This is a genomic window from Streptomyces sp. NBC_00576, assembly GCF_036345175.1.
Lineage (GTDB): Bacteria > Actinomycetota > Actinomycetes > Streptomycetales > Streptomycetaceae > Streptomyces.
Window position 1 is genome coordinate 7,568,024 of record NZ_CP107780.1, and the last position, 25,319, is coordinate 7,593,342.

Annotated in this window: 21 protein-coding genes and 1 pseudogene; 13 read left to right on the forward strand and 9 right to left on the reverse strand. The window is 69.3% G+C overall.

The window, feature by feature from the left end:
• Window positions 1-144 precede the first annotated feature (144 nt).
• The 6 genes from leuA (at window position 145) to OG734_RS32995 (ending at window position 8,513) form a co-directional block, all read left to right on the forward strand.
• On the forward strand, window positions 145-1,884 hold the full coding sequence (gene leuA, locus OG734_RS32970) for a 2-isopropylmalate synthase (protein WP_330291073.1): 1,740 nt from the start codon (window positions 145-147) through the stop codon (window positions 1,882-1,884).
• A 221-nt stretch (window positions 1,885-2,105) separates the two neighbouring features.
• Entirely contained in the window at window positions 2,106-2,819 is a 714-nt protein-coding gene (locus OG734_RS32975; RefSeq protein WP_330291074.1) for a tellurite resistance TerB family protein, read from the forward strand.
• 191 nt (window positions 2,820-3,010) lie between these two features.
• Window positions 3,011-5,098, forward strand: a complete 2,088-nt coding sequence (locus OG734_RS32980) for an MMPL family transporter (RefSeq protein WP_330293880.1) — start codon at window positions 3,011-3,013, stop codon at window positions 5,096-5,098.
• The gene (locus OG734_RS32985; protein ID WP_443064961.1) at window positions 5,095-6,441 is read left to right on the forward strand and encodes a sensor histidine kinase; all 1,347 of its coding nucleotides are present in this window, start codon (window positions 5,095-5,097) and stop codon (window positions 6,439-6,441) included. The genes OG734_RS32980 and OG734_RS32985 overlap by 4 nt, the downstream gene beginning before the upstream one ends.
• A complete protein-coding gene (locus OG734_RS32990; RefSeq protein ID WP_330291076.1) occupies window positions 6,438-7,106 on the forward strand; it encodes a response regulator transcription factor in 669 nt (222 codons plus the stop codon). The genes OG734_RS32985 and OG734_RS32990 overlap by 4 nt, the downstream gene beginning before the upstream one ends.
• A 183-nt stretch (window positions 7,107-7,289) precedes the next feature.
• Window positions 7,290-8,513 carry a sialidase family protein gene (locus OG734_RS32995; protein ID WP_330291077.1) on the forward strand — a complete coding sequence of 408 codons (1,224 nt, stop codon included), beginning with the start codon at window positions 7,290-7,292 and terminating at the stop codon, window positions 8,511-8,513.
• Window positions 8,514-8,543: 30 nt separating this feature from the next.
• On the opposite strand, the gene OG734_RS33000 is transcribed toward OG734_RS32995, so the two are convergent.
• The 6 genes from OG734_RS33000 to OG734_RS33025 all read right to left on the reverse strand — a co-directional run bounded on the left by OG734_RS33000 (window position 8,544) and on the right by OG734_RS33025 (window position 15,658).
• Window positions 8,544-8,765 (reverse strand): hypothetical protein, encoded by a 222-nt coding sequence (locus OG734_RS33000; protein WP_330291078.1) that lies wholly within the window; start codon window positions 8,763-8,765, stop codon window positions 8,544-8,546.
• Window positions 8,766-8,936: 171 nt separating this feature from the next.
• Window positions 8,937-9,872: a dihydrodipicolinate synthase family protein gene (locus tag OG734_RS33005; protein ID WP_330291079.1), complete on the reverse strand. Its 936-nt coding sequence runs from the start codon at window positions 9,870-9,872 to the stop codon at window positions 8,937-8,939.
• The gene (locus OG734_RS33010; RefSeq protein WP_443064962.1) at window positions 9,872-11,008 is read right to left on the reverse strand and encodes an ABC transporter ATP-binding protein; all 1,137 of its coding nucleotides are present in this window, start codon (window positions 11,006-11,008) and stop codon (window positions 9,872-9,874) included. Before OG734_RS33010 ends, OG734_RS33005 begins: the two co-directional genes overlap by 1 nt.
• The gene (locus tag OG734_RS33015) at window positions 11,005-12,987 is read right to left on the reverse strand and encodes a dipeptide/oligopeptide/nickel ABC transporter permease/ATP-binding protein (protein WP_443065115.1); all 1,983 of its coding nucleotides are present in this window, start codon (window positions 12,985-12,987) and stop codon (window positions 11,005-11,007) included. Before OG734_RS33015 ends, OG734_RS33010 begins: the two co-directional genes overlap by 4 nt.
• 8 nt (window positions 12,988-12,995) lie before the next feature.
• Window positions 12,996-13,955: an ABC transporter permease gene (locus OG734_RS33020; protein WP_330291081.1), complete on the reverse strand. Its 960-nt coding sequence runs from the start codon at window positions 13,953-13,955 to the stop codon at window positions 12,996-12,998.
• A gap of 68 nt (window positions 13,956-14,023) precedes the next feature.
• Window positions 14,024-15,658: an ABC transporter substrate-binding protein gene (locus tag OG734_RS33025; RefSeq protein WP_330291082.1), complete on the reverse strand. Its 1,635-nt coding sequence runs from the start codon at window positions 15,656-15,658 to the stop codon at window positions 14,024-14,026.
• Window positions 15,659-15,932: 274 nt separating this feature from the next.
• Here OG734_RS33025 and OG734_RS33030 point away from each other — a divergent pair, with 274 nt between their 5' ends.
• On the forward strand, window positions 15,933-16,673 hold the full coding sequence (locus OG734_RS33030; RefSeq protein WP_330293882.1) for a FadR/GntR family transcriptional regulator: 741 nt from the start codon (window positions 15,933-15,935) through the stop codon (window positions 16,671-16,673).
• A gap of 82 nt (window positions 16,674-16,755) precedes the next feature.
• Here the strand turns inward: OG734_RS33030 and OG734_RS33035 are convergent, their stop codons facing one another.
• Both OG734_RS33035 and OG734_RS33040 read right to left on the reverse strand, forming a co-directional pair.
• A complete protein-coding gene (locus OG734_RS33035; RefSeq protein ID WP_330291083.1) occupies window positions 16,756-17,694 on the reverse strand; it encodes a hypothetical protein in 939 nt (312 codons plus the stop codon).
• A gap of 77 nt (window positions 17,695-17,771) precedes the next feature.
• The gene (locus OG734_RS33040) at window positions 17,772-18,320 is read right to left on the reverse strand and encodes a SigE family RNA polymerase sigma factor (protein ID WP_330291084.1); all 549 of its coding nucleotides are present in this window, start codon (window positions 18,318-18,320) and stop codon (window positions 17,772-17,774) included.
• A 200-nt stretch (window positions 18,321-18,520) separates the two neighbouring features.
• On the opposite strand from OG734_RS33040, the pseudogene OG734_RS33045 reads away from it, so the two are divergent.
• Window positions 18,521-18,933: pseudogene (locus OG734_RS33045) on the forward strand (protein phosphatase).
• Between the two features lie 13 nt (window positions 18,934-18,946).
• On the opposite strand, the gene OG734_RS33050 reads toward OG734_RS33045, so the two are convergent.
• Window positions 18,947-19,444 (reverse strand): GNAT family N-acetyltransferase, encoded by a 498-nt coding sequence (locus tag OG734_RS33050; RefSeq protein ID WP_330291085.1) that lies wholly within the window; start codon window positions 19,442-19,444, stop codon window positions 18,947-18,949.
• A 246-nt stretch (window positions 19,445-19,690) separates the two neighbouring features.
• On the opposite strand from OG734_RS33050, the gene OG734_RS33055 reads away from it, so the two are divergent.
• The 5 genes from OG734_RS33055 to OG734_RS33075 all read left to right on the forward strand — a co-directional run bounded on the left by OG734_RS33055 (window position 19,691) and on the right by OG734_RS33075 (window position 25,288).
• On the forward strand, window positions 19,691-20,521 hold the full coding sequence (locus OG734_RS33055; protein WP_330291086.1) for an SCO2525 family SAM-dependent methyltransferase: 831 nt from the start codon (window positions 19,691-19,693) through the stop codon (window positions 20,519-20,521).
• A gap of 81 nt (window positions 20,522-20,602) precedes the next feature.
• The gene (locus OG734_RS33060; protein WP_330291087.1) at window positions 20,603-22,444 is read left to right on the forward strand and encodes an SCO2524 family protein; all 1,842 of its coding nucleotides are present in this window, start codon (window positions 20,603-20,605) and stop codon (window positions 22,442-22,444) included.
• A gap of 3 nt (window positions 22,445-22,447) precedes the next feature.
• Window positions 22,448-23,365: an SCO2523 family variant P-loop protein gene (locus OG734_RS33065; RefSeq protein WP_330291088.1), complete on the forward strand. Its 918-nt coding sequence runs from the start codon at window positions 22,448-22,450 to the stop codon at window positions 23,363-23,365.
• The gene (locus OG734_RS33070) at window positions 23,362-24,318 is read left to right on the forward strand and encodes an SCO2522 family protein (protein WP_330291089.1); all 957 of its coding nucleotides are present in this window, start codon (window positions 23,362-23,364) and stop codon (window positions 24,316-24,318) included. The genes OG734_RS33065 and OG734_RS33070 overlap by 4 nt, the downstream gene beginning before the upstream one ends.
• Before the next feature lies 1 nt (window position 24,319).
• Window positions 24,320-25,288, forward strand: coding sequence for an SCO2521 family protein (locus OG734_RS33075; RefSeq protein WP_330291090.1), 969 nt, complete (start codon window positions 24,320-24,322; stop codon window positions 25,286-25,288).
• Window positions 25,289-25,319: the final 31 nt, after the last annotated feature.

The window sequence follows — 25,319 nt, forward strand, 5'->3', positions numbered from 1 at the left end:
AGCATGCTTCGCATCATGCGTTTCGGGCTGCTCCTCCTTAGCTGCCGCGGCGAGGGCCTGTAAGTAGAGGCCGACCCCCTCCCCGCGGAGTCTGGCGTTGCGCCGTCGGCCGTCCTTCAGGACACCACGAGGAGCCCACGCATCATGGCAACCAGCCACAGCCGCGCCAATCGCCAGCAGCCCACTTCCATGCCGATCCACAAGTACGGCCGGTACGAGCAGGTCGACATCTCCGACCGCACCTGGCCCGGAAACCGGATCACCGTCGCCCCCCGCTGGCTCTCCACGGACCTGCGTGACGGCAACCAGTCCCTGATCGACCCCATGTCTCCCGCCCGCAAGCGCTCGATGTTCGACCTGCTGGTGAAGATGGGCTACAAGGAGATCGAGGTCGGCTTCCCGGCCTCCGGACAGACGGACTTCGACTTCGTACGCTCGATCGTCGAGGAGCCGGGCGCGATCCCGGACGACGTCACCATCTCCGTACTGACCCAGGCCCGCGAGGACCTGATCGAGCGGACCGTCGAGTCCCTGAAGGGCGCCAAGCGCGCCACGGTCCACCTGTACAACGCGACCGCCCCCGTCTTCCGCCGGGTCGTCTTCCGCGGCTCCAAGGACGACATCAAGCAGATCGCCGTCGACGGCACCCGGCTGGTCATGGAGTACGCCGAGAAGCACCTGGGCCCCGAGACGGAGTTCGGCTACCAGTACAGCCCCGAGATCTTCACCGACACCGAGCTGGACTTCGCGCTGGAGGTCTGTGAGGCGGTCATGGACGTCTGGCAGCCCGGCCCGGGCCGCGAGATCATCCTCAACCTGCCTGCCACGGTGGAGCGTTCGACCCCGTCGACGCACGCGGACCGCTTCGAGTGGATGGGCCGCAACCTGACCCGCCGCGAGCACGTCGTCCTGTCGATCCACCCCCACAACGACCGCGGCACGGCCGTCGCCGCCGCCGAACTGGCGCTGATGGCCGGCGCCGACCGCGTCGAGGGCTGTCTGTTCGGCCAGGGCGAGCGCACCGGCAACGTCGACCTGGTCACCCTGGGCATGAACCTGTTCTCGCAGGGCGTCGACCCGCAGATCGACTTCTCCGACATCGACGAGATCCGTCGTACGTGGGAGTACTGCAACCAGATGGAGGTCCACCCGCGCCACCCGTACGTGGGCGACCTGGTCTACACGTCCTTCTCCGGCTCCCACCAGGACGCCATCAAGAAGGGCTTCGACGCCATGGAGGCCGACGCGGCCGCGAAGGGCGTCACCGTCGACGACATCGAGTGGGCGGTCCCGTACCTGCCGATCGACCCGAAGGACGTCGGCCGGTCCTACGAAGCCGTGATCCGGGTCAACTCCCAGTCCGGCAAGGGCGGAATCGCGTACGTCCTGAAGAACGACCACAAGCTGGACCTGCCGCGCCGGATGCAGATCGAGTTCTCGAAGCTGATCCAGGCGAAGACGGACGCCGAGGGCGGCGAGGTCACGCCGAAGGACATCTGGGCGGCCTTCCGGGACGAGTACCTGCCGAACCCCGAGAACCCGTGGGGCCGGATCCAGGTCAGCACCGGCCAGTCGACCACCGACAAGGACGGCGTGGACACCCTCACCGTCGAGGCCGAGGTCGACGGTGTCGAGACCACCCTGGTGGGCACCGGCAACGGCCCGATCTCGGCGTTCTTCCACGCCCTGCAGGGTCTGGACATCGACGCCCGGCTGCTGGACTACACCGAGCACACGATGAGCGAGGGCGCCTCCGCGCAGGCCGCCTCCTACATCGAGGTCGCCATCGGCGACAAGGTCCTGTGGGGCATCGGCATCGACGCCAACACGACCCGCGCCTCGCTGAAGGCGGTCGTCTCCGCCGTCAACCGCGCGGGCCGCTGACTCACCCGACCGGTTGGTTTCACGCCCCGTCCGCCCACTGTGGGCGGACGGGGTCGCCGTCGTTTACCGGCCAAACCAAGGGCCGGTCATGGGCAGGTCTGGTCCTGGGTACTGACTACACATCAACAATGTGGCTAACATCACGCCAGCGCGGCGGTGTTGCCGGTGGGAACCCTCCCGCGCCCTGCAACAGGCAGTGGGGGAGTGACCGGAGGTGCGACGTGCTCCCAGGACGGCGACGAGACGGCCAGGACGGCCGAGTCGTGCGCGGAGGCCGGACAGCACGCGTCCTGGGCTCCCGTACGGTCTGGGCCGGTGTCGGTGACGGCGAGTTCTTCTGCCCCGGCTGTGGCGGAGACCGCAACTACCAGCGCCTGACAGGCCGTCGGCGCTTCACGTTCCTCGGCGTACCGATTCTGCCGCGCGGCGAGACCGGCCCGGTCGTCGAATGCGCCGCCTGCCAGAGCCACTTCGGCACGGACGTCCTCGACCACCCCACCACGACCCGCTTCTCCGCGATGCTCCGCGACGCGGTCCACACGGTCGCCCTCGCGGTCCTCGCCGCCGGCGGCACCCACGCCCGCCTCACCCTGGAGACAGCGGTGACCGGAGTCCGCGCGGCCGGCTTCGACGACTGTACGGAGAACCAGCTCGCGGCCCTGGTGGAAGCCCTGGCCGCCGACACGGGCCGCCTCTTCGGCCCCCCGTGCGGCCCCGGCCTCGCCATAGAGCTCCACGAGGCCCTGGACCCCCTGGCCCCCCACCTCGCCGCCCCCGGCCGCGAATCGATCCTCCTGCAGGGCGCCCGCATCGCCCTGGCCGACGGCCCGTACACACCGGCGGAGCGCGACGTCCTGGCGACGGTCGGCGCGGCACTGACGATCTGCGCGGACGATGTGACCCGGCTGCTCGCGACGGCGCGTACGCCTTCGTAGCTCGCCAGGCTTCCGCTGCGGCCGCCACTACTCCCGGGGGAGTAGTACGGCCCTCGGGCCACCCCCGGGAGTACTCCCGAACTCGCCCTCCCGCGCGACGAATTCACCTCGGTGCGACGGAATTCTGGTGAGCGTCATCCAGCCGGATGTCCGGACGAGGGGAGGGCCTCGACATGGGGGCCAAGGGGTCCATGGGGGCCGAAAAGACAGCGACGGGCGCACGGCGCCGACGAACCGTGCCCTTGCTCGTGCTCGGGCTGTGGGTCGGGGTGCTCGCGATCGTGGGGCCGTTCGCGGCGAAGCTTTCCGAGGTGCAGCACGACCGGATCACCGACTATCTGCCCGCGAACGCCGACTCGACCCAAGTCGCCCGAATCCAGGACCAGTTGCCCGGCGGCGAGACCACCCAGCTGGTCCTCGTCTACCACCGCGCCGGCGGACTCACCGCCGCAGACGAGACGACGGCCGCCGAACAGGTCGACCGGATCGCCGGCGAGCACGTCCTGGCGGCCACCCCACAGGGCGTACCGTCCGCCGACGGCACCACGCTCATGTACCCGGTGACCAGCAACGAGCCCGGCACCGACGAGAAGAAACGGGACGCCCTCGTCCAAGACGTGCGCGAAGTCGCCCACAGCGAGGGCGGGTTGGGCGTCGAGGTCGGCGGGCCGGGGGCGCTGGCCACCGATGCCGGCGAGGTCTACGACTCGCTCGGCGGACCGCTGCTCTACACCACGGTCGCCGTGGTCGCCCTGCTCCTGATCCTCATCTACCGCAGCCCGGTGCTGTGGCTGGTCCCGCTCGTCGTGGCCGGTATCGCCGACTTCCTGTCGATGGGCGTCGCCTACGGCCTCAATCAGGCCTTCGGAACGACGATTTCGGGCCAGAGCTCGGGCATCATGACGATCCTCGTCTTCGGCGCGGGCACGGACTACGCCCTCCTCCTCGTCTCCCGCTACCGCGAGGAACTGCGGCGCTTCGAGCGGCCGTACGACGCCATGGCGGCCGCCCTGCGCGGCTGCGGGCCCGCAGTCCTGGCCTCCTCCGGGACGGTCGCCGCCGGGGTGCTGTGTCTGCTCGCCGCCGACCTCAACTCCAGCCGCAGCATGGGCCCGTTGGGTGCGGTGGGCGTGTTGTGCGCGCTCGTCGCCATGCTGACCCTGCTCCCCGCGATCCTGGTGCTGCTGGGCCGCCGGGTGTTCTGGCCGCTCGTGCCCGCATACGGCAGCACGCCCAAGACGCGCCGGCTGTCGCTGTTCGCCGCGATGGGCAGCTCCGCCGGACGCCGGCCACTGGTGGTCCTCGCGAGCGGCGCGGTCCTGCTCGGAGCGCTCGCCCTGGGGGTACTGAACCTGCCCGGACCGGGCAAGGAGGAGGACGCCTTCGTCGACAAGCCGGACTCGGTCGTCGCGATGGAGTCCCTGGCCAAGGCCTATCCCGGCCGGGGCAGCCAGCCCATCAGCGTCATCACCCCGGCCGGGCAGGCCGACCGGACCCTCGCGACGATCCGGGGCGCCGACGGGATCAGCGACGCGCGGAAGGAACGTACCGGCGACGGCTGGACCGAGATCACCGTCTTCGCGCAGGACGCGCCCCAGTCGGCCGCCGAGACCACGACCATCGAGAGGCTGAGGGAGGACCTGAAGGGTTCGTACGTCGGCGGACCGAGCGCCCAGCAGATCGACCTGGTCGACACCAACACGCGGGATGTGTGGGTCGTCGTACCCATCGTGCTGCTGTCCGTGCTGCTGATCCTGATCGCGCTGCTGCGCTCGCTCGTCGCACCGCTGATGCTGGTGGTCGCCGTCGTCGCGGTGTGGGGAGCCTCGCTCGGCATCGGCGGACTGGTGTTCGGCCCGCTGTTCGGCTTCGACGGCACCGACCCAGGACTCGGCCTGCTGTCCTTCGTGTTCCTGGTCGCCCTCGGCGTCGACTACGGCATCTTCCTCATGCACCGGATGCGCGAGGAGTCCCTGCGGGGCGCGGACCCGGTGGCCGCCGCACTGACCGCGCTGCGCACGACGGGCGGGGTCATCGCCTCCGCCGGGCTGGTCCTCGCGGCGACCTTCGCGGTACTGACGAACATGGGCCTCGTACAACTCGTAGAGCTGGGCTTCGTCATCGCGGTCGGGGTGCTCCTGGACACCTTCCTCGTCCGGACGTACCTGGTGACGAGCGCGAGCGTGGCACTGGGCCGACGGGTGTGGTGGCCGGGCGCGCTGTCCCGCAGGCCCGACCCGGACGCCGTACGACCGGAACGGCAGCCGGAACCCGTATGACCTCCGTCGTACGAACGAGCGGGCGCCCCTCCCTGACGGCGGGGCGCTCGTTGACGGAGGATGACCCCGTGCAGCCAACCACCGGAAGAACGGCGCCTGTTGGATGGGGCGAGCGGATCATGGCCGCGATCACCCGCGACCCCCGCAGTGCCCCGCACGCCCTCCGCAACGACGTGCTGCTGGCGCTGACCGCCGCGCTGACCGCCACGCTCCTCGCCCTGTTCACCGACGAGGGAGGCAGCCGACCGGACGTACTCGACCAGGGCGGCCTTCCGGACGCGCTCGGCTGGCTGCTGCTGCTCGCCGCATGCGTGCCGATCGTGTGGCGGCGGCGCCGTCCGATGCTGGTGCTCGTGGTGGTGGTGGCGATCGCCGTGCCGTACCACGCGCTCGACTACAACCACAACGCGCCGACCGCGGCCTCGTACATCGCGCTGTACACGGTCGCCGTCACCGGCCGCCCGCTGCGCACGATCGTGACCGGCGCCGTGGTCCTCGGCATCGCCCTGAGCGTGATGCTCACGGTGAGCAGGCACCAGGCCGCCGAACTGCTGGGGACCTCCGGCTGGATCGTCGCGGTGCTCTTCTGCGGCATCGACGTCCGTGTCTACCGCCAGTACGTGTCGGCCATCGTCGAGCGCGCCGAACGAGCCGAACGCACCCGCGAGGAGGAAGCCCGACGCCGCGTCGCCGAGGAACGCCTGCGCATCGCCCGCGACCTGCACGACCTGCTGGCCCACACCATCACCCTCGTCGGCGTCCAGACGTCCGTGGCCGCCCACATCCTGGCCGCCGACCCGGACCGCCTGGACCGGGCCGCGGTGGCCAAGGCCCTCGACGACATCGCCGACACCTGCCGCACGGCACGCGGTGAGCTGCGCACGACGCTGGAGGTGCTGCGGGACGGCCAGGGGGCGGGAGACGGACGGGGCCCGTTGCCGGGACTGGCCGGCCTGCCCGACCTCGCGGAGACCGCGCGGGCGTCGGGCGCCAAGGTCGAACTGACGGTACGGGCGGACGAGGTACCCCCGGCCGTCGGCGCGGCTGCCTACCGGATCGTGCAGGAGGCGCTCACGAACGCCGTACGACACGGGGGACGGGAGGATCTGACGGTACGAGTGCTGCTGTACGGGGGTGGGGGCGCGTTGCGCGTCGAGGTGGCGGACGACGGGGTGGGCGATGCGGCGGACACGCCAGGGGAGGGATTCGGGCTCGTGGGGATGCGGGAACGGGCGCGCAGCGTGGGCGGCACACTGGATGCCGGGCCGGGGGAGGACGGGGGGTTCACGGTGAGCGCGGTACTTCCGTTGCCGGTGAATCGGAAGGGGGAGGATGCCGGGTGACTGCCATTCGTGTACTGCTCGCCGACGACCAGACGCTCGTACGGGCGGCGTTCGCGATGCTCGTCGAGTCGGCGCCGGGCATGGAGGTGGTGGGGCAGGCGGGTACGGGCCGCCAAGCCGTCGAACTGGCCCGCAGTGCCCGTGCCGACCTGGTCGTCATGGACATCCGCATGCCCGACCTCGACGGCATCGAGGCGACCCGTCTGATCGCCGCCGACGAGGACCTGGCGGGCGTGAAGGTGCTGGTTCTGACGACGTACGACACGGACGAGCACGTGGTGGAGGCGCTGCGCGCGGGCGCGTCGGGCTTCCTGGTCAAGGACACGAGGCCCGCGGAACTCCTGGACGCGATCCGCACGGTGGCGGCAGGCGAGGCCCTGCTCTCCCCGGGCCCCACGGCCAGCCTGATCGCCCGCCTGCTGCGCAGCGCCGAGGCACCGGCGCCGACGGGCGGCCCCGAATGCCTGTCGGAGCGGGAACGCGGGGTGCTGGGACTGGTCGCGCGGGGCCTCAACAACACGGAGATCGCGGAGACACTGGGCCTGAGCCCGCTGACCGCGAAGACCCACGTCAGCCGGATCATGGGGAAGCTGGGCGCGCGGGACCGGGCGCAGCTGGTGATCGTGGCGTACGAGTCGGGGTTGGTGACGCCGGGGGCGGGGTGAGGGGGGCGGGGGCGAGTGGCGCAAAGGGGTGGGGTGGGCGCGCGGGTACGTATGTTCCGTACGCGCCACGCATGGTGACGATCCGTCAGCGGAGTTACTGTCGCCTCCTGCCACATCCTGCCGCAGTTGTACCGGCACTCCAGCGTCCCCCCACGTCCCGACTCCACTCCGCAAGGGAGAGCGATGACGCCCCTGAGCCGTATCCTGCTCGCCGCGACCACCGGCGCGGCCCTGATCACCGGCACCGGAATCGGCACCGACCTCACCGCGACGACGGCCCAGGCGGCCACCCGCGCCTCCTGCACCTCGTCCGTCCCGTACGTCGCGGGCCAGGGCGGCTACGACACGTACCGCATCCCCGCCACCGTCACGACCGGCAAGGGCACCCTTCTGGCCTTCGCCGAGGGCAGACACGACAGCGCGGGGGACAGCGGCAACATCGACGTGGTCCTGCGCCGCTCCACGGACGGCGGCTGCACCTGGGGCCCACTGTCGGTGGTCGCCGCCGGGGACGGTGACACGCGTGGCAATCCGGCGCCGGTGGTGGACGAGAAGACGGGCCGCATCGTCCTGGTGACGTCGTACAACGACGGTGCGGTGACGGAGGCCCAGATCATGCGCGGCGAGGCGACGCCGGAGCAGAGCCGCAGGGTCTTCGTCCAGACAAGCTCCGGCGCGAACGACGGCCGCAGTTTCACGCCCCCGCGCGACATCACGGCCCAGGTGAAACTCCCGAACTGGCGCTGGTACGCGACAGGTCCGGGGCACGCTGTGTATCTGTCGAGGGGCCCGCACGCGGGCAGGATCGTGATCCCGTCCAACCACTCGACGGCCCCGCCGACGGGTTCGTCCGACACCGGCCAGGAGTCCAGGTACTACGGCGGCCACGCGATCTACAGCGACAACGGCGGCGGTACGTGGCGCGTCGGCTTCGTCGACGCCTCCTACGACGGCATCGAGAACGCCAACGAGACCAGCGCCGCCCAACTCCCGGACGGACGCCTGTACTTCTCGTCCAGGGACCAGAACGGCCTGATGCCGGGGAACCGGTTGGACTCCTACTCGAGCGACGGCGCGGAGTCCTTGGACCGCCCGTACACCGTCCAGTCGACCCTGAACGACGTTCCGATCGTGCAGGGCAGCGTGCTTCAACTGCGGGGCGACTCCGATGCGTTGCTGTTCTCCGGGCCGTCTGAGCCTACGGCGCGGCGGTCGATGGCCATCTGGCGGAGCGGGGACGGGGGAGAGACGTTCGAGAAGGTGCTGACGTTGTCGGACCGGAGGGCGGCCTACTCGGATCTGGTGCTGGTGGACCGGCAGGTGGTGGGGGTGCTGTACGAGACGGGGACCGCGGGGACTTACGAGTCGATCGAGTTTCGGCGGGTGGTGGTGGGTGGGGTGGGCTGAGAGGCGGGGGCGGGCCGGTGTCCCAGATGATCACTCAGGCTGACGCCCCAGTTCGGTGCGCAGGATCTCGCTCGACCGGGCTGCGAGATCGCCCTTGCCGCTGGACAGCGTGCCGACGAAGTCGGGCAGCGGCCACTCCTCGCCACCGTCTTCGGCCGGGGTGCTCTCGCGCACGATAGCCAGTATCGGCGCCACCTGCTCCTCGGGCAGCCGGTCGATGAGGTTGTGCAGCTCGTCCCGCAGTGTGCTCATGTCTCAAGAGTACGGAAACCCGGGCAGCCGCGAAGGGCGTGCGCCGAAGTGTCCGGCTGGCGGAGAGGTCTAGACCGTAGGCTTCAAATAGTGGCGGCAAACAAGCTCACCCGCCACTACCTAAGGGGAAAGGCAAACGGCGGAGACGGTTTCGCCCCCCTCCGCTACCCGTCACAACAACCCCGCCCCCGCCAAGAACTTCCCCACCCGCTCCACCTCGTCCTCCGACAACGGAATCTGCGGATCAGCAGTCACCGGACAGTCGATGACCCCCCGCAAATACAGCGCCGCCTTGAACGCCCCCAGCCCCGCCGAGCTGCCCCCCATCCGCAGCGGATCCCCCGCCCCCACCATCCCGAACAGCACGCACAACCGTTCCTGCTCGGCACGCGCCCGCTCCCAGTCACCCGCCCGGCAGAACCGGGTCAGGCGTACGTAGCCGTCCGGGTCGACGTTCGCGAGCCCCGGCACCGCCCCGTCCGCACCCAGCGCCAACGCCGCGTCGACGAGCAGCTCGCTTCCCGTCAGGACGCTGAAACCGCTGACCCCGGGATGTTCCCGCGCGCCCGTCACCACCGCCCGGAACGACGCCAGGTCGCCGCTGGAGTCCTTCAACCCGGCCAGGACGCCGTCGGCCGCCAGCTCCAGAACCAGACCCGGGGGCAGTTTGCTGTGGACGGAGGCCGGGAGGTCGTACGCCACCACCGGGACCGGGCTGCCCGACGCCACCAGGCGGAAGTGGCGGGCGATCTCCGAGGGGTGCGTGCGGGTGTAGAAGGGGGCCGTGACGACGACCGCGTCCGCGCCGGCCGCCGAGACCGACCGTACGTGGTCAAGTACTCGGGGTGTCGTCATGTCGATCGCGCCCGCCAGGACAGGCAGCGCGCCGGCGACATGCCCCACCACCGTCTCCACCACGAGCCTGCGCTGGTCGTCCGTCAGATAGGCCGCCTCCGACGACGAACCGAGCACGAACAGGCCGTCCACGCCCGCCTCCACCAGGTGGTCGACCAGCCTGACGAGTGAGCGCACGTCCACCCCGCGGTCCGGTGTCAGCGGAGTACATACAGGAGGGACGACACCGGTCAGCGGGGTGGGGAAGGTCATCAGGGCTCCCTGGGATCTTTCGGGGCGTGCGGCGGTGCGGAGGCGGTCTCGGGGGCGTCGGCTACAGGGCTTTTCTGCACGTCGGGCACGGCGGCAACCGCCTGGGCGACCAGTTCCCGCGTCGCCCGGCCCTCCTCCACAGGGTGGTGGCAACGGAACCGGTGTCCCGGGATTGACGCGGCCGTGAACTCCGGCATCGCCTCCGCGCATGCCTCGGTCGCCTTCCAGCAGCGGGTGCGGAACGGGCAGCCGGACGGGGGGTGCGTCGCCGAGGGGACCGGGCCCACCAGCGGGATCGGGTGGATGGGGTCCAGCAGGCCCGGCGTCGCCGAGAACAGCGCCCGCGTGTACGGGTGACGCGCCCCGTCCGTCACCTCGTCCGCCGGGGACTCCTCCACGATCCGGCCCAGGTACATCGTGATCACCCGGTCGCTCATCCGCCGTACCGTCTGGATGTCGTGCGAGACGAAGACCAGGGCCAGGCCCAGGCGCTCCTTCAGGTCCAGGAGGAGGTTCAGGATCTGGGCACGGACCGATACGTCCAGCGCGCTGGTCGGTTCGTCCGCCACCACCAGGTCAGGGTCGAGTGCCAACGCCCTTGCGATGGCCACTCGTTGGCGCTGGCCGCCCGACAGCTGGCCCGGGAGGCCGTCCGCCAGGGCGCGCGGGAGTCCTACCAGGCCCATCAACTCCCGTACCCGCTCCTCTCGTTCCTTCGTCGTTCCTCGCCTGTGTACGTCCAGCGGGTCGCGGAGAATCTGGCGGACCGTCAGTCGGCGGTTCAGGGCCGTCGAGGGGTCCTGAAAGATCATGCCGGTGCCTGTGCCGATCGCCGACCTGCGCTCCGCCGGCTTCATCGTCCACAAGTCGTCCCCGCGGAAGGAGACTTGGCCCGACGTCGGTGGTTGTACGCCCACCAGCACCTTCGCCAGCGTCGACTTTCCGCAGCCCGACTCGCCCACCACGCCCACCGTTTCGCCGGGCGCGACCGTGAAGTCGGCGCCTGTCAGGGCGTACACGCGGTCACGGGTGAACAGGCCGCCGCTGCGGGCCTTGTGGACGACGTGGGTGTCCGACAGTTCCACCAACGGAGTCGAGGTCGACTCGGAGGCCGACACAGCTGTACTGGTGCTCACTTCACCGTCTCGCTTCCGGTCGGCTCCGGCGTCGTCAGATCGATCGCCGGGTGGTGGCAGGCCGCCAAGTGGGTCCGGGCGCCCAGGAGATCGGGGGCCGTCGTACGGCACGCCTCAGCCGCCATCGGGCAACGGTCCGCGAAACGGCAGCCCTTGGGGAAGTCGGCGGGGGAGGGAACCGTGCCCTTGATCTGGGTCATGCGGACCGCCGCCGACTCCAGCGACAGCACGCTGCCCAGCAGGCCTCGGGTGTAGTGGTGGGACGGGGCGCCGACCAGGTCCGCCGTCACGCCCGTCTCGACGATCTGGCCGCCGTACATCACGACCACCCGGTCCGTCACGTCCGCCACCAGGGCCAGGTCGTGCGAGACCAGGATCAGGGCGAAGTCCAGTTCCTCGCGCAGGCGTAGGAGCAGTTCGATGATCTGGGCCTGGACCGTCACGTCCAAGGCTGTTGTCGGCTCGTCCGCGACGATCAGCTTCGGGTCGCGGGACAGAGCCATCGCGATCAGGACCCGCTGGCGCTGGCCGCCCGACAGTTCGTGTGGGTAGCTGCGGAGGGTGCGGTCGGGGTCCAGGCCCACCAGGCCCAGGAGCTCCTCCGGTGTGCGGTGGCCTCCTCGTCGTACGACCTGTTTGAGCTGTGAACGGATCGTCATCGCCGGGTTCAGGGACGACAGGGCGTCCTGGTAGATCATCGCCATCTCGTGGCCCAGCAGCTTGCGGCGTACGCGCATCGGTTCCGCCAGCAGGTTCCGCTGGTTGAACCGGACCTGGCCGGTGACCCGGGCGCCCTTCGGTTCCAGGCCCATCACCGTCAGTGCCGTCAGTGACTTGCCGCAGCCCGACTCGCCCACCAGGCCCAGGACTTCGCCCGGGTGGACCTCGAAGCTGATGCCGTCGACGATGTCCACACCTGCGTGGCGGGCCGCGAAGCCGATCGTCAGGTTCTCAACTGCCAGTATGGGTTGCCCGGTTGGGACCGGACGTGCCCTCGTCCGAAGCCTCTGCGCCGCCTGCGTCAGGCCCGGGAGAGCCAGGACCTCGCCCGTCCCCGGCTCCGGGGCCTCCAGGTGGTCCTCCTCCTCCCGTACCTCCACGTCCCGGGCCGCCGGCGCTGCCCACGCGTCCGACACGCCCTCGGAGAGAACGTTCAACGACAACACCGTGATCAGCATCAGCAGACCCGGGAAGACCGTCGCCCACCAACCGCCGGTCAGGACCATGTTCTTGCCGTCCGCGATGACGCTTCCCCAGGACGGGTCCGGCGGCCGTACGCCCGCGCCGATGAACGACAGCGACGCCTCGAAGACGATCGCCTCAGCCACCTGCACCGTGCAGAACACCAGCACCGGGGCCGCGCAGTTGATCGCGACGTGGCGAAGGACGATGTGGTGCGTGCGGGCGCCGATCACCCGTTCCGCCGTCACATAGTCCTCGCCGTACTGGTCCAGGACGTTAGCCCGCACCACCCGCGCCACCGGCGGCGTGAACAGGAACGCGATTGCGCAGATCAGGACCGTGATGCCGCCGCCGAAGACCGCGACGAGTACGGCGGCCAGCGCGATGCCAGGGAACGCCATCACCACGTCCAGGCAGCGCATCAGCGTCTCGTCGACCGCCTTGCGCGACGTCGCCGCGATCGCGCCGATCAGCGCGCCCACCGTCAGGGCGAGGGCCGTGGCGCCGAGGCCGATCGCGAGGGACCAGCGGGCGCCGTACATCAGCCGGCTCATGATGTCGCGGCCCAGGCTGTCCTGGCCCATCCAGTGCTCGGCGGAGGGGGCTCCCGTGCCGCCGATCAGGGGCTGCTGGTCCAGCGGGTCGTCGGGGGCCAGGTAGGGGGCGAAGACCGCCATGACCACCACGAACGCCAGGAAGCAGACCGCGATCCGGGAGAGGACCGGGAGGCGGCGCCAGCCGCGCAGGCGGATGCCCGGGCGGGAGAGGAGGGCGGCCAGGCGCCCCCGTTCGAACATCATGAACATCAGGCCGCGTCCCTCAGTCGTGGGTTGACCAGGAGATAGAGGATGTCGATGACCAGGTTCACGATCACGAAGCCGGTCGCCGTGGTCAGGACCACTCCCTGGACCACGGCCGGGTCGCCGTTCTTCACGGCGTCGATCATCAGCTTGCCCATCCCGGGGAGCGAGAAGATCGTCTCGATCACCACCGCGCCGCCGAGCAGATAACCGACGCGCAGGCCCAGCACCGTGAGCGGGTTGATGAGCGCGTTGCGCAGCACATTGCGGCCCACCACCACCCTCGGTGGCAGGCCGCTGCCGATCGCCGTACGGACGTAGTCCTTGTCCAACTCCTCGACCACCGCCGTACGGACGATGCGCGTGAGCTGCGCGGCGACCGGGAGGGAGAGCGCGAAGGCCGGGAGGGTCATCGTCTTCAGCCAGCCGGTGAAGGAGTCGGCCGGGTTGATGTAGCCGCCGGTCGGGAACCAGCCCAGGTCGACGGCCAGGTACTGGATCATCAGCAGCGCCAGCCAGAAGCCGGGGGCCGCGACGCCCGTGAGCGACACGACGCGGATGATCTGGTCGGGGAGGCGGTCGCGGTAGATGGCCGCCGTGACGCCGCCCAACAGGGACAGGACCACCGCGATACCCAGGCCCAGGAAGGTGAGTTGGAGGGTGAGGGGAAGGGCGGTGGTCACCTGGTCGAGCACCGGCGCGCGGGTCAGCGCGCTGATGCCCATGTCGCCCTGGAGCAGGTCGGCGATGAAGTGGAAGTAGCGGACGGGGAACGGATCGAGCAGGCCGTTCTGTTCGCGGAAGTCGTGCAGTTGCTGCGGGGTCGGGTTGGCGCCCTGGAAGAACGCGGAGGCCGGGTCGACGTCCGAGAACCGCATGACGAGGAACACGAACAGCACGATGCCGAGCATCAGCGGGACGAGCAGGATGATCCTGCGGGCCAGGATTCGGGCGATGGCGACCACGTACGAACTCCCGTACAGCTAGCGGTATTTGGCAGTGGTCAGACCCGCGGTTACCGGGCCCGCGCTTGCTAGACCCACTTGGCCTGGAGGAGGTTGATGCCCGGGTACGGCTGTGCCCTTATGCCCGCGAGCTTCTTCGGGTCCCAGGCCGTCATCAGCTCGTTGTGGACGACCGGGTAGAGCACGGCCTCCTCGGCGACGACGTCGATGTAGTCCTGGATCATCTCCTTCTTCTTCTCCGGGACCGCCTCCCGTGTCGCCCTGTCCATGTCCTTGAAGAGCTGCTTGGCCACAGCGTTGTCGGCCCAACGGGCGTAGCCCATCCAGAGGTTCTGCGGGCCGTAGTTGTAGTGCATGATCAGGTCCGCGTCGAGGCCGAACTGGTTGGGGTTCGAGGCCGCCGACACGACCTGGTAGTCCTGCTTCTGGTCCATCTTCGTGAACACCGCTGTTGTTTCCTGCGGGTTGAGGGTCGTCTCGACGCCGATCGCGTCCCACGACGCCTTGATGGTGGGCAGGCAGTCGACGATCCAGCTGACGTTCACCGACAGGATCTCGATCTTCAGCCCGCTGACCCCGGCCTCCTTCAGGAGCGCCTTCGCCTTTTCCGGGTCGTAGTCGTAGACCGTCTTCGCCGGCCGGTAGCCGGGGTTGGCCTCGTTGAGGAAGGACGTGGACGGCTTGCCGTGGCCCTTGAGAGCCACCTGCACCATCTTCTCCGTGTCGATGGCGTAGTGCAGCGCCTGGCGGACCCGTACGTCGTCGAAGGGCTTGTGCTTGGTGTTGAACATCAGGAACAGGTTGTTCATCCCCGCCCCGCCCTGGACGTCCATCCCCCCGCTCTTGAGCTGCTGGATGTTGGCGTACGGGATGTTGTCGGCGATCTGCGCGCCGGCACTGGACCCCGAGATCTTGGCGACGCGGGGCGCGGCGTCCACCATCGTCATCCAGTTCATCTTCTTGAACGCCGGTTTGCGCGGCCCGTTGTAGGCGGCGAACGCCTCGAACGTCGTGTTCGACTTCGGGTGGTGCGCGGCCTGCCGGTACGGTCCCGAGCCGATCGCCTTTCCCTTGATCGCGTCGTCCCAGGCGCCCGGCTGGGAGAAGACGTGCTTCGGCATGATCTTCGCGAGGGTGAGCCGGGAAACGCCTTCCGGGAAGGGGAACTTCAGCACCAGCTCGACATTCTGCGCGTCGACCTTTTTCACTTCTTTCAGCCAGCTGGCGAAAAACCCCTTGGCGAGTGTCTGTGTGTTCGGATCGAGGATTCGATCGAATACGAAGACCACGTCGTCGGCGGTCACCGGCTTTCCGTCGTGGAAGGTCGCCCCCGCCCGCAGCGTGAACTTCCAGGAGGTGCTGCTGAGGTCGCCGGGGACGGCTGTGGCGAGCGCCGGGTACGGCTCGCGGGAGATCGGGTCGGTGTCGAGCAGGCCCTCGTAGATGTGGTTGTTGCCGGCCATGGAGAAGGCGGAAGCCGTCTGCGTGGGGTCCCAGCTGCCGTCGTTGCCATAGCCGATCACGGCCGTGAGCGTGCTGTTCGCGCCCCCGGTGCCACCCTCGGTGTCGTTGGTGGACTCCGGGCCCGACGAACAGGCCGAGAGCGAGGAGGAAATGGCGGCGGCGGCACCCAGCGCGCCGGTGTACTTCAGGAACGACCGGCGGTGCGGGGCGGTCGATACGTCGCGGGTCACGTCGCGCACGATTCCTCCAGCGGGGTGGGGTCCGAAAAGGTGAGGAGATACGACGTCCTACGTCATAGGGGGGCAGCGCGACCATAAGAGGGGCGGTGGGGCCGGTCAAGAGATCGCACACGAATGGCGTATCTGCCAGAGGTGTGACCAATGACGATATGAAATTCGACCAACGCTGGCATCAACACTGGCATCAACGGTGGCATCAACGAACTCGTGAATTCACGGGCGTTGGATTTTGATATGCCTGGAGGTGGGACGTGGGATGTCCGGCGAGCGTACGATGCGCCGCATGTCTCAGGAGTCCGGGAAGCCACGCCGGCCCGAGCGGCGGGTGAGCGGCCAGGTCCAGCACGAGGTCATGCAGCTGATTCTCGACCGCAAACTCCGGGCGGGCGCACCGCTGCCCACCGAGGTCGAGCTGATGGCGTCGCTCGGCGTCAGCCGCAACTCCGTCCGCGAGGCCCTCAAGGCGCTCCAGGCGCTCGACATCGTGGAGATCAGGCACGGCTACGGGACGTATGTCGGACAGGCGTCCTTGACGCCGCTGATCGACGGACTGACGTTCCGTACGCTCGCCCGGCATGACGGGGACGGCGCCGCGCTCGCCGAGATACTCCAGGTCAGGGAGGTCCTGGAGGACGGCCTCATCCGGCGGGTCGCGGCGGTGTTGTCCGACGCGGAACTGGACCGTGTGGAGTCCGTTGTCACCCGGATGGAGGAGGCGGGCCGCGCAGGCCGGCGCTTCCCCGAGCTCGACCGCGAATTCCACGAGGCGCTGTACGGCCCTCTCGGCAACGCCCTCGTGCCGCAGCTGCTCGCCGCCTTCTGGACGGTGTTCCGCCGCGTCTCCGGCGCCCGGGGCTGGCACGACGACCCGGCACCGGAACTGACGGCCCGCCGACACCGGGACATCGTGACGGCGTTGCGCGCGCATGACGTGGAGGGCGCGCAACGTGCGCTGGCGGTGCACTTCCGGGGGATCGAGGCGCGGGCGGCTCAGGAGTCACGGGGCGTGGGCTGAGCGGCGTGCGGGCGCGCCGGCACGTGAAAGGGGGCGCCGACCCCTGTACGGCGCCCCCGTCACTTCCCGTCGCGGCCCTGGTCTACGGCAGCGTCTTCTCGTACCCCGCGTCGTTGTCCGAGTCGTAGACGACCTTGCCCGTGTTGTCGTAGCCCTTGATGTGCGGAGCCAGGGTGACCTGCTGGTTCAGGGTGCCGGAGGCCACGAACCAGCCGTGGTCCAGGGCGGCTTCGCTGGTGCTGCCGCCGTAGGAGACGGTCACCTTGGTCACGGAGGACTCGACCCGGCCGATGGCGCCCCAGCGGAAGGGCAGCTTCCAGTTGCCCTTGTCGATGAACGACTGCCGGTCGAGCTTGCCGTTGTCGTCGGGCATGACCGGGCCGCCGTTGTCGAACTCCAGGCCGCCGGCACTGATGTTGGCGCCCTCGGCCTTGCCGTCCTTGATGTTGCAGATCAGTCGGGTCAGCTGCGGCTGCTTCGTCTGCTCCTTGACGGCGACGACGTAGATGCCGTCGCCGGGTGCGTTGGAGTCGCCGGTGCTGTTCATGGCCAGGATGATCCGGTAGTCGGCGGCGTCGCCCAGATCGGGCCGCGGCATCTTGGACGACATGCCCTTCTGGCCCTCAAGTTGCCGGGCGATGCACTTTTCCAGGCCGTCCGAGGCCTGCGCCAGCGTGATCCCGTCGAGCAGCTGCCCCGGCGTCGCCGGTCCGGCCGGTCCAACGGGCGCCGACTGTACGGGAGTCGGCTTCGTCCCCTGCGAGACGTCGGCCGACGGCAGTGGCGCCGCCGTGTTCACGCTCCCGTCGCCGCCGTTCCCGCTCAGCGCGTACGCCCCCACGGGCGCCGCCGCCAGCGCGACCAGGACCGCGCCGGCCGCTGCCACTCGCCGTCGCCGCTCGGTCGCGCCCTTGCGGCGGATCGCCGGATACGGCGCCGCTGAGGGCCGGATGGTGTAGGCGTCCTCCGCCATCATTTCGCGCACCTGTGCCTCGAAGTCCTTCCCGTGTTCGTTTCCCACGTGCTGGCCTGCTTCTTGTGACTGTCCTGGCTGGTCCGGCTGCTGGTCCGGCTGTCGTTCCGGCTGCTGTTCCCCGTTCACCGGACGCCTTCCCGAACGTGTGACGTCTGACTGGGCTCGGGCCGGCCCACGACCTGTGCGAGCCCCGGATACGAACGCAACTTCGCCAGCCCCTTGGACGCCTGGCTCTTGACCGTGCCCTGGGAGCAGCCGAGCGTGTCGGCGACCTCTCCCTCGGACAGGTCCTCCCAGTAGCGCAGAACGACCACCGCCCGTTGCTTGGGCGGCAGTTGGGCGAGGGCACCGAGCAGCGCGCTGCGCTCGTCGGCCCATGAGACGGCCTCGTCCCGGCCCACCACGTCGGGCGGTGCGTCGGTCAGCGCCTCCCGCACCCGCCTCTTGCGGAACCGGTCGCTGTTGCAACTGACCAGCATCCGGCGGACGTACGCCTCCGGATTGTCGGTGCGGGAGACCCGCCGCCAGGAGCGGTACGCCTTCGCCAGCGCCGTCTGCGTCAGGTCCTCGGCGTGATGGGCGTCGCCGGTCAGCAGATACGCGGTCCGCACCAGATGGGACCACCGCGCTCTGACGAATTCATGGAACTGGGCCTCTTGTTCGGCCTGCATCAAGTACCCCCTCGCCCACCAGACCACCGTTTCCCCGGAATCGGTTGCCCGGGGTTCGGGAACGAGTTCGAATGGGTCGGTGGGTGAGCCACTGGGCCGGCAGGTGGCTGAGCCAGTGGACCAGAGGGTGGCTGAGCCAGCGAACCAGCAGGTGGCTGAGCCAGTGAACCAGAGGGGTGGCTGAGCCAGTGGACCAGAGAGTGGATGAGCCGGCTGCCGGGCCATGGGACGAGCGGGCTCCGGGCGTACTGCGCTGCCCTCCGGGCGCCTGGCCCGGGGGCGTGGCCTGTGCCGGCCCCTCGACGCGACGGCACAGGCCCCCTCGTACGCCGTCCATCTCCTCGGCAGCCGACTCCCGGAGTCTCCCTGGGAGTTCCGCTGGCCGCGTGGGCCCGACTTCCGGCTCCGAAGGATCGCGTGGACGCCCGCGCGGCCCTGGTCGAGGTGTGGGAGCGGGCGGGCGGGTGAGCGGGGGAGGTCGCGTGCGAGGGTGGGCGGGGGCGTTCGGGGACTGCGCCGGCGTGTCTGGCGGTGGGCCTATGTGCGGGCGGAGTACGACCGGTATGCCGTGGAGACGCCCCGGCGGCGGCGGTACGTCCGTCGGGGCGGGTGAGGCGGTGGGCGTCTCACAGGTGCAGCGTCATGACCACTCGGTCGGCATTCGGCCCGAAGTAGTCCTTGCGCGGGGCGGATTCAGCCGTGAAGCCGAGTGACCGGTAGAGCTCTATTGCGGCGGTGTTGGTCGGCTCGACCGTCAACAGCACCTCGCGCACGGCATCGTCGCGCAGTCGGCGCAGCACCTCCTCCATCAGTTGCCGGCCGTGTCCGCGCCCGCGCTGGTCGCGGGTGACTCCGAGGCTCAGTATCCAGCCGCGGTCGGGGTTCCGGGGCATGCCGACCAGGACGTATCCGTGCAGGCCGTTCTCGCCGCCGTCGAGGACGAGCAGGTGATCGGGGTACAGGTCGAAGAGCTGGCGAAGCGTGAAGAAGGGGTACGGGCCTTCGGGGAACGCCTCCTCGTCCAGCCGGACCAGCTCGGGCAGATCTGTCTCCTCGACCTGGCGGATGCGCGGCGGTCGGCTCGCGGCAGGTGTCCGAAAACCATCTGCTGGAAGAGTGCTCATGCGTCCCCCTGCGGCGCGAAGTAAAGACACGTTGACACCCGTACGGGTGGTACGGGCGGGACGGTGCGTTCTCTGTGTTTCGCCTGCGTTCGGCAGGTGATCGACGGATTCCGACCAGCATTACGCGATCTGATCCGGTCACTCAAGGCGCATTCAGGTCCAACGTGAGGTCACAGTTATTTCGCAGGGTCGTTCACGTTCTGTCAGGGGGGCTCCGTAGTGCCCGTGATGTTGATATCGTGAACCATGGACTTGGGAACGCCGGGGGAAAAACGCAGGCCAGCCGTGCTCAATGCGCAGGCGCCTTGGCCGGAATTTGACTCGCTCGCGTATGTCGCTGACAACTATCACAAGTTGCAGGACGAGGACGCCGAGATCATCTCGATCATGCGTGATCACTTCGGTAAGTACTTCCGTGAACATCCCGGTCCGGTGGTCGGCATCGACGTAGGCGCGGGTGCCAACCTTTACCCCGCGCTCGCCATGCTGCCGTGGTGCAAGGAGATCACGCTCTTCGAGCGCTCACCCCGGAACCTGGCCTATCTGAAGGGCCAGTTGACGGCCGAGGCGTACGACACGAACTGGGACCAGTTCTGGGACGTCCTGTGCGAGAGCCCTGAATACGCCGGGTTCGAGGGCGATCCGAGGGAGCGGTTCCGCGAGGTCGTGCGCGTCGAGTCCGGCAACATCCTCGACTCCGACCTGGGGGAACAGGTCGGCGAACGACAGGGTCTGTGGTCGATGGGGACCATGTTCTTCGTCGCGGAGTCGATGACCACCTCGCACGAGGAGTTCGGCCGGGGTGTGGCGAGCTTCATGCGTGCGCTGGCGCCCGGAGCGCCTTTCTTCGCGGCGTTCATGGAGCATTCGGAGGGGTATCGCGTGGGCGACGCGTTCTTCCCCGCGTGTGACGTGAGCGAGTCCGAGGTGCAGAAAAGCCTGGAGCCCTTCGCCGGAAAGATCGGCCCGCTTCGGGTTGAGCGGCTCAGGACTCCGGTAAATCTACGGGCGGGCTATTCGGGCATGATCGTCGCCTATGGCCGCCGAAATTCGGATGACGATATTCCGGAATGCTAGGCAGCTGGCCAGCAGTGCCTGCGAACAACCTGTAGTAACTCCCAACAAAACATGGCAGCGCGGCCTTGTGAGGGGCATGGCATGCAGATCAAGCCACGCCAGCATCTGCTGGACGTCTGGCAGGCGGTTGGTCGTCACTCGTTCGACAGTGGCGGCTGGGCCTGGGGCAAGTGGGGTGGGCAGAGCAGCGTGGCCGATGCCGAACGGCTGCTCTGTCTGCTCTACCCGGCCACCGAGATTCCGGCGTTCCGGATCGACGACCCGGACACGACACAGGACGACGTCCAGAAGGCGCTCCGGAGGGCCGGTGGCCGGCTGGAGATCCCGGTGAACGTGCTGACGGCCACGGCCGAGTTCATGCGCAACCACACCGGGGACGACAAGAGACCGACCTTCGCGGGCGGTTACTACTTCCACTCCCGGGACAGCGCCCAGGATCTCACCCCTGAACAGCGTGAACTCGGGGTAGTGGACAGCTATTCGATGTCGGTCACTCTCTGCCTCGCCACACTTGGCTTCCTCAAGATCTACGAGACGAAGACGCGCCGCACCGAGGTGCTGGAACTCATCCAGGAGCTTCGGGCGGCCACCAGCGTCAGGCTGACGGCGGCCATGGTGAGTCTGCTGCGTTCGTTCACCGTCAACGTCTTCGACATGGACTCCTCGCAGGGCAGAACACTCGCCGAACTCCTCGGCCAGGGGCGGCTGTCCCAGCGGATGGTCCTGCAGAAGTTCCAGCGCCGCTTCGAGGCCCTGCGCGCCATCGTCAGCGAGAGCCTCGTCCTCGGTGTCGACGTCGAGGAAGGCCTCGCGGACCAGAACCAGCTCTTCGAGTGCGGCTGGGCCTGGAGCCTCGTCAAGGACGCGCCCGAGGTGGAGACCGAGGAAGCGATCGGCCCCCAGCCGCCCGGCGTCGCCAATGCTGTGCCCTACCTCTACTTCACCGTCGTCGCCCTCGACGGCATCCAGGACCTGTTCTCCGACCGCACCCTGACCCTGGGCCTGCTCAACACCGAACAGCAGAAGCTCGCCGAGGCGTTACGACTGCGCTGGGAGATCACCCAGCAGTACTGGTCGGCCATCGCCCGCTTCGACGCCGACCGCTGGCCCCTGGAGGACATTCCCTGGCGTACGACAGGACAGAAGCTGGAGTCCGAGTACTTCTCCCTCTCCGTCGCCGCCATCCTCGTACACGACCTGGTCCGCCGCCGGGCCACCGACGACGACCTCACCCGCACGGTCGGCATCATGGAGCGGCTCGCCGAACGCGGGCGCATCACCAGCCGGATGACCGGCCGGGACAAGGCCGTTGAGCTGCACAATCCGGGGATCATCCTGCCGCTCCAGGGCAGTGAACGCATAGGGCCGCCCATGCAGTGGCGGATGAACGACTTCTCCGCGCAACTCCTCAAGCGGACCATCCAGTTGTGCACCCTCTCGCGCAACCTCGTCTCGCACGACCGGCTGCTGCGGCTGGCCGAGGACATCTTCGGGCACATGTGGAGGCGCCGGATCGGCGACGGCGACGGCGTCGACCTGTGGGACAACGTGCACGCCGTCTATCCCGAGTCGCCCGCCACCGACCGCCCCGTGTCCTGGAGCGTCACCGAGCGCGTCACCGAATGCCTGGTCAGCGCCCACCAGCTGTACCGGCAGCCACCGATCCGGAGCGCCGAACTCGGCGTACTGGCAAGGGCGTTGCTCAGCGAGTCGACCCATCTGCTGGGCAACGAACAGATGGAGCCGGCGCCCGCCTCCGACGGCAGGCGCGGTATGGACCTCAAGGGCATCGAGGTAAAACTGCGCCGGGCCAGGCAGCTCATCGACGAACAGCCCGGCACCTCCTGCGCGTTGACCCTCGATGTGCTCGGACAGCTCGACGCCCTCGCCCGGGCCCGCGACGCGGCGACCCAGGGGGCGTGAACCGTGCTCATCTTCGCCGCCTCCGACAAGGGAGGCACGGGCCGCTCGGTCACCAGTGCCAACCTCGCCTACCACCGGGCGCTCGCCGGTGACGACGTCTGCTACCTGGACTTCGACTTCGGCTCACCCACGGCCGCCGCCGTCTTCGACGTCGACATAGCGCAGCGTGAGGTCGGCGACCGCGGCCTGCACTCCTATCTGGAGGGCGACGTCGGCGAACCGGCCCGCGTCGATGTCTGGGCCCAGACCGAACACCGGGTGCTGACCAACCGGCCGCCCGGCTCCGGCCGCCTCGTCCTCATGCCCGGTGACCTCGGCGGCGGCGAGTTCTCCACCACCGGCGAGAACCTGCGCCGCTGCGTCGACCTGCTGCTGCGGCTCAACAGCGAGTTCGACCTGATCATCGTCGACCTGAGCGCCGGCCGCAGCTACGCCGTCGAAATGGCCCTCAAAGCCACCGCGGAACCGCAGTTGCGCGGCATCGAGGCCCGCTGGCTGGTCTTCCACCGCTGGACCCGCCAGCATGTGATGGCCGCCGCCGGGTTGGTCTTCGGCCCGCGCGGCATCATGGCCGGCGGTATCGCCCGGGGCCACACGGAGGAGGCGCTGCGCGGCGCCATCCGCTTCGTACGGGCCGCCGTACCCGATCCCGAGTCGTCACTGTGGTCGCAGGTGGCGCCCACCCAGTCGGCGTGGATGCGCGAATGCGACGCCGACCTCCAGTCGCTCGCCTCCAACCGCGGTATCGGATATACGCAAGTGCTGGGCTCCGTACCGCTGGAGCCCGTTCTGCAGTGGCGCGAGCAGCTCATCACCGACGAGGACGTCCTCGACAGCCAGATCGCCAACATGGAGACCTGGCAGGCGATGAGCGACCTCGCCGGCCGGCTCACCGACGACAAGTACTGGGGGCAGCCGTGACCGGCCCCGTGTTCCGCGAGACCGCGGCCGAACCCCGTACCCAGTCCGTACCGCTGTCCCATCTGTCCCTGGAACTGGGCCACTTGTACATGGAGGACTTCGCGGTCGGCCCCGAGCGGCTGCGCGAGCACTTCGCGGAGGTACGGATCTGGGTGGACGCCGCCAAGGCTTCCGCCGCCCGGCGACTGGGCGGCAAACGGCCCCGGATCAGCACCTGTTTCCTCATCGACGACTACTTCACCCGCTTCTCCACCCCCGCCGAACTGATCCCGCTGGTCCTCGAAGAGGCAGACCGGGCCGGACTCACCATCGACTACCTGGCCCGCGAGTCGGGCTGCGCCGTCGCCGACAAGGTCGAGCTGGCCGAATCCGTGATGCACCGCCTCGTCGAGTCCCCGCCGCCGGGCACCTACGGCTCCCGCCCGCCGGTCGGCGACACCGGCTGGCTCGCCAACGGGCAGCGCACCCCCGGCGCACGCACCGCCATGGCCGAGGTCACCGAGTGGCAGCCACCGCACGAGACCGCGGCCCGGGTCCACTCCGTCTTCATGGACGTCGAACTGTGGTCGCAGCGGGACGGCGGACGCCTGTGGTCCTGCCCGTTCCTCGCCGCCGTCTGGCAGCTGGCCCGGCTCGGACTGCTGCGCCACGGCGGGGAACCCGTGCTGGTTCCGCGCGCCCGGCCCACCGGGGGCTTCCCCCACGACTGGGACGAACTGCCGCCGCTTCTCCAACTCACCGACTCCGCAGCGCCGTTCAGCGCCTACCGCACCTGCACCCTGGTGCCGAACCGCTTCCTGGCCGTCGAGGACGCCGTCCGGCTCATCCTCGACCAGGTCGATGTGGACGACGGGGCGCTGGCCCAGGTCGACGAGCGCTCCGTCCGCGAGGGCGCGCCGGTGCCCGAGGCGGTCGCCCAGCGTGTCACGTACGTCTTCTACGAGGAGCCCTGACATGAGGCCCCGTGCGGAGACCGCGGCCCCCGTCCTCGCCTGCGGCGAGGTGCGCACCTGTCTGCTGCCCGCCTTCCAGGCACTGGACAGCCGCACCGCCGCCCAACTGCTCAGGCTGCGCGCCGACGAACGCGTCCGGGTCTCCGAGCGCCCCAACCTGTACGCGCTCTCACCGGACGTGCTCACGGGCGTCGACTGTCCGCTGCCCACCGCCAACGGCGCCAGGGTCCGGGCCGTCGGCACGGTGGCCGCCCGCGCCGCGCTCACCGAGGGGCGCGTGCTGCAGACCACGGCCTACTTCCGGATCCCGGCCACGGGACCCGACGTACGCCGGCCGTGGGGGCACTATCTCGTACAGCCCGGAGTTCTCGAACCCTTCGGGAAACTGCCCGAACAGGCCGTCGTGGAAGGAGTTCTGAAAGACAGCCAGCGAGGAGCGCTGGACCTCGGGATGATCGCCGAGAGCCTGCTCGCCCAACTGCTGAGGCATCCGCTGCTCGACCAGAAGGTTCCCTTCAAGTCCCGGCGCACACACCTGCGTTGGGCTGCACTGCGGGCTCCGGACGGCGCGGGGGCGTCGATCGAGAGCTTCATAGTGGCCGAAGAGGGCCTGCGGACCGTGCGGTTGCGGGTGCCGGACGGTACGCAGGCGGCCGCGGTGGCAGGACTCTGCGAGGACTTCGCGCTGCACGACTGGCTGCTCACGACCGTGGTCCGCATGCTCGACCGCAGCCGGACCGGGCCGGTGGACGGGCCGGAGGCGATCCTCGCGCTCCGCCCCGCCGTCGACCACCTGCTGCACGTGTGGATGCCACGCGCCCGAGTGGACCGGGATCTCGGCCGACTGTGGGACGTACTCGAACAGGAACCGGGTTTCACCCGCCAGTGGCAGACCCTGGTCCAGCGCATCCGCGATCAACTGGCCGTCCAGGCCATTCCGTTACTGCACAAGGCGCTGGCCATGAGCTGACGCCGAAACTTCGCAACACCCGACGGGGGAG

Coding starts and splice junctions, on each gene's coding strand:
- leuA (WP_330291073.1), top strand. CDS start 145: ATGGCAACCAGCCACAGCCGCGCCAATCGCCAGCAGCCCACTTCCATG.
- OG734_RS32980 (WP_330293880.1), top strand. CDS start 3,011: ATGGGGGCCGAAAAGACAGCGACGGGCGCACGGCGCCGACGAACCGTG.
- OG734_RS32985 (WP_443064961.1), top strand. CDS start 5,095: ATGACCTCCGTCGTACGAACGAGCGGGCGCCCCTCCCTGACGGCGGGG.
- OG734_RS32995 (WP_330291077.1), top strand. CDS start 7,290: ATGACGCCCCTGAGCCGTATCCTGCTCGCCGCGACCACCGGCGCGGCC.
- OG734_RS33000 (WP_330291078.1), bottom strand. CDS start 8,765: ATGAGCACACTGCGGGACGAGCTGCACAACCTCATCGACCGGCTGCCC.
- OG734_RS33005 (WP_330291079.1), bottom strand. CDS start 9,872: ATGACCTTCCCCACCCCGCTGACCGGTGTCGTCCCTCCTGTATGTACT.
- OG734_RS33015 (WP_443065115.1), bottom strand. CDS start 12,987: ATGTTCGAACGGGGGCGCCTGGCCGCCCTCCTCTCCCGCCCGGGCATC.
- OG734_RS33030 (WP_330293882.1), top strand. CDS start 15,933: ATGCGCCGCATGTCTCAGGAGTCCGGGAAGCCACGCCGGCCCGAGCGG.
- OG734_RS33040 (WP_330291084.1), bottom strand. CDS start 18,320: ATGCAGGCCGAACAAGAGGCCCAGTTCCATGAATTCGTCAGAGCGCGG.
- OG734_RS33050 (WP_330291085.1), bottom strand. CDS start 19,444: ATGAGCACTCTTCCAGCAGATGGTTTTCGGACACCTGCCGCGAGCCGA.
- OG734_RS33055 (WP_330291086.1), top strand. CDS start 19,691: ATGGACTTGGGAACGCCGGGGGAAAAACGCAGGCCAGCCGTGCTCAAT.
- OG734_RS33060 (WP_330291087.1), top strand. CDS start 20,603: ATGCAGATCAAGCCACGCCAGCATCTGCTGGACGTCTGGCAGGCGGTT.
- OG734_RS33075 (WP_330291090.1), top strand. CDS start 24,320: ATGAGGCCCCGTGCGGAGACCGCGGCCCCCGTCCTCGCCTGCGGCGAG.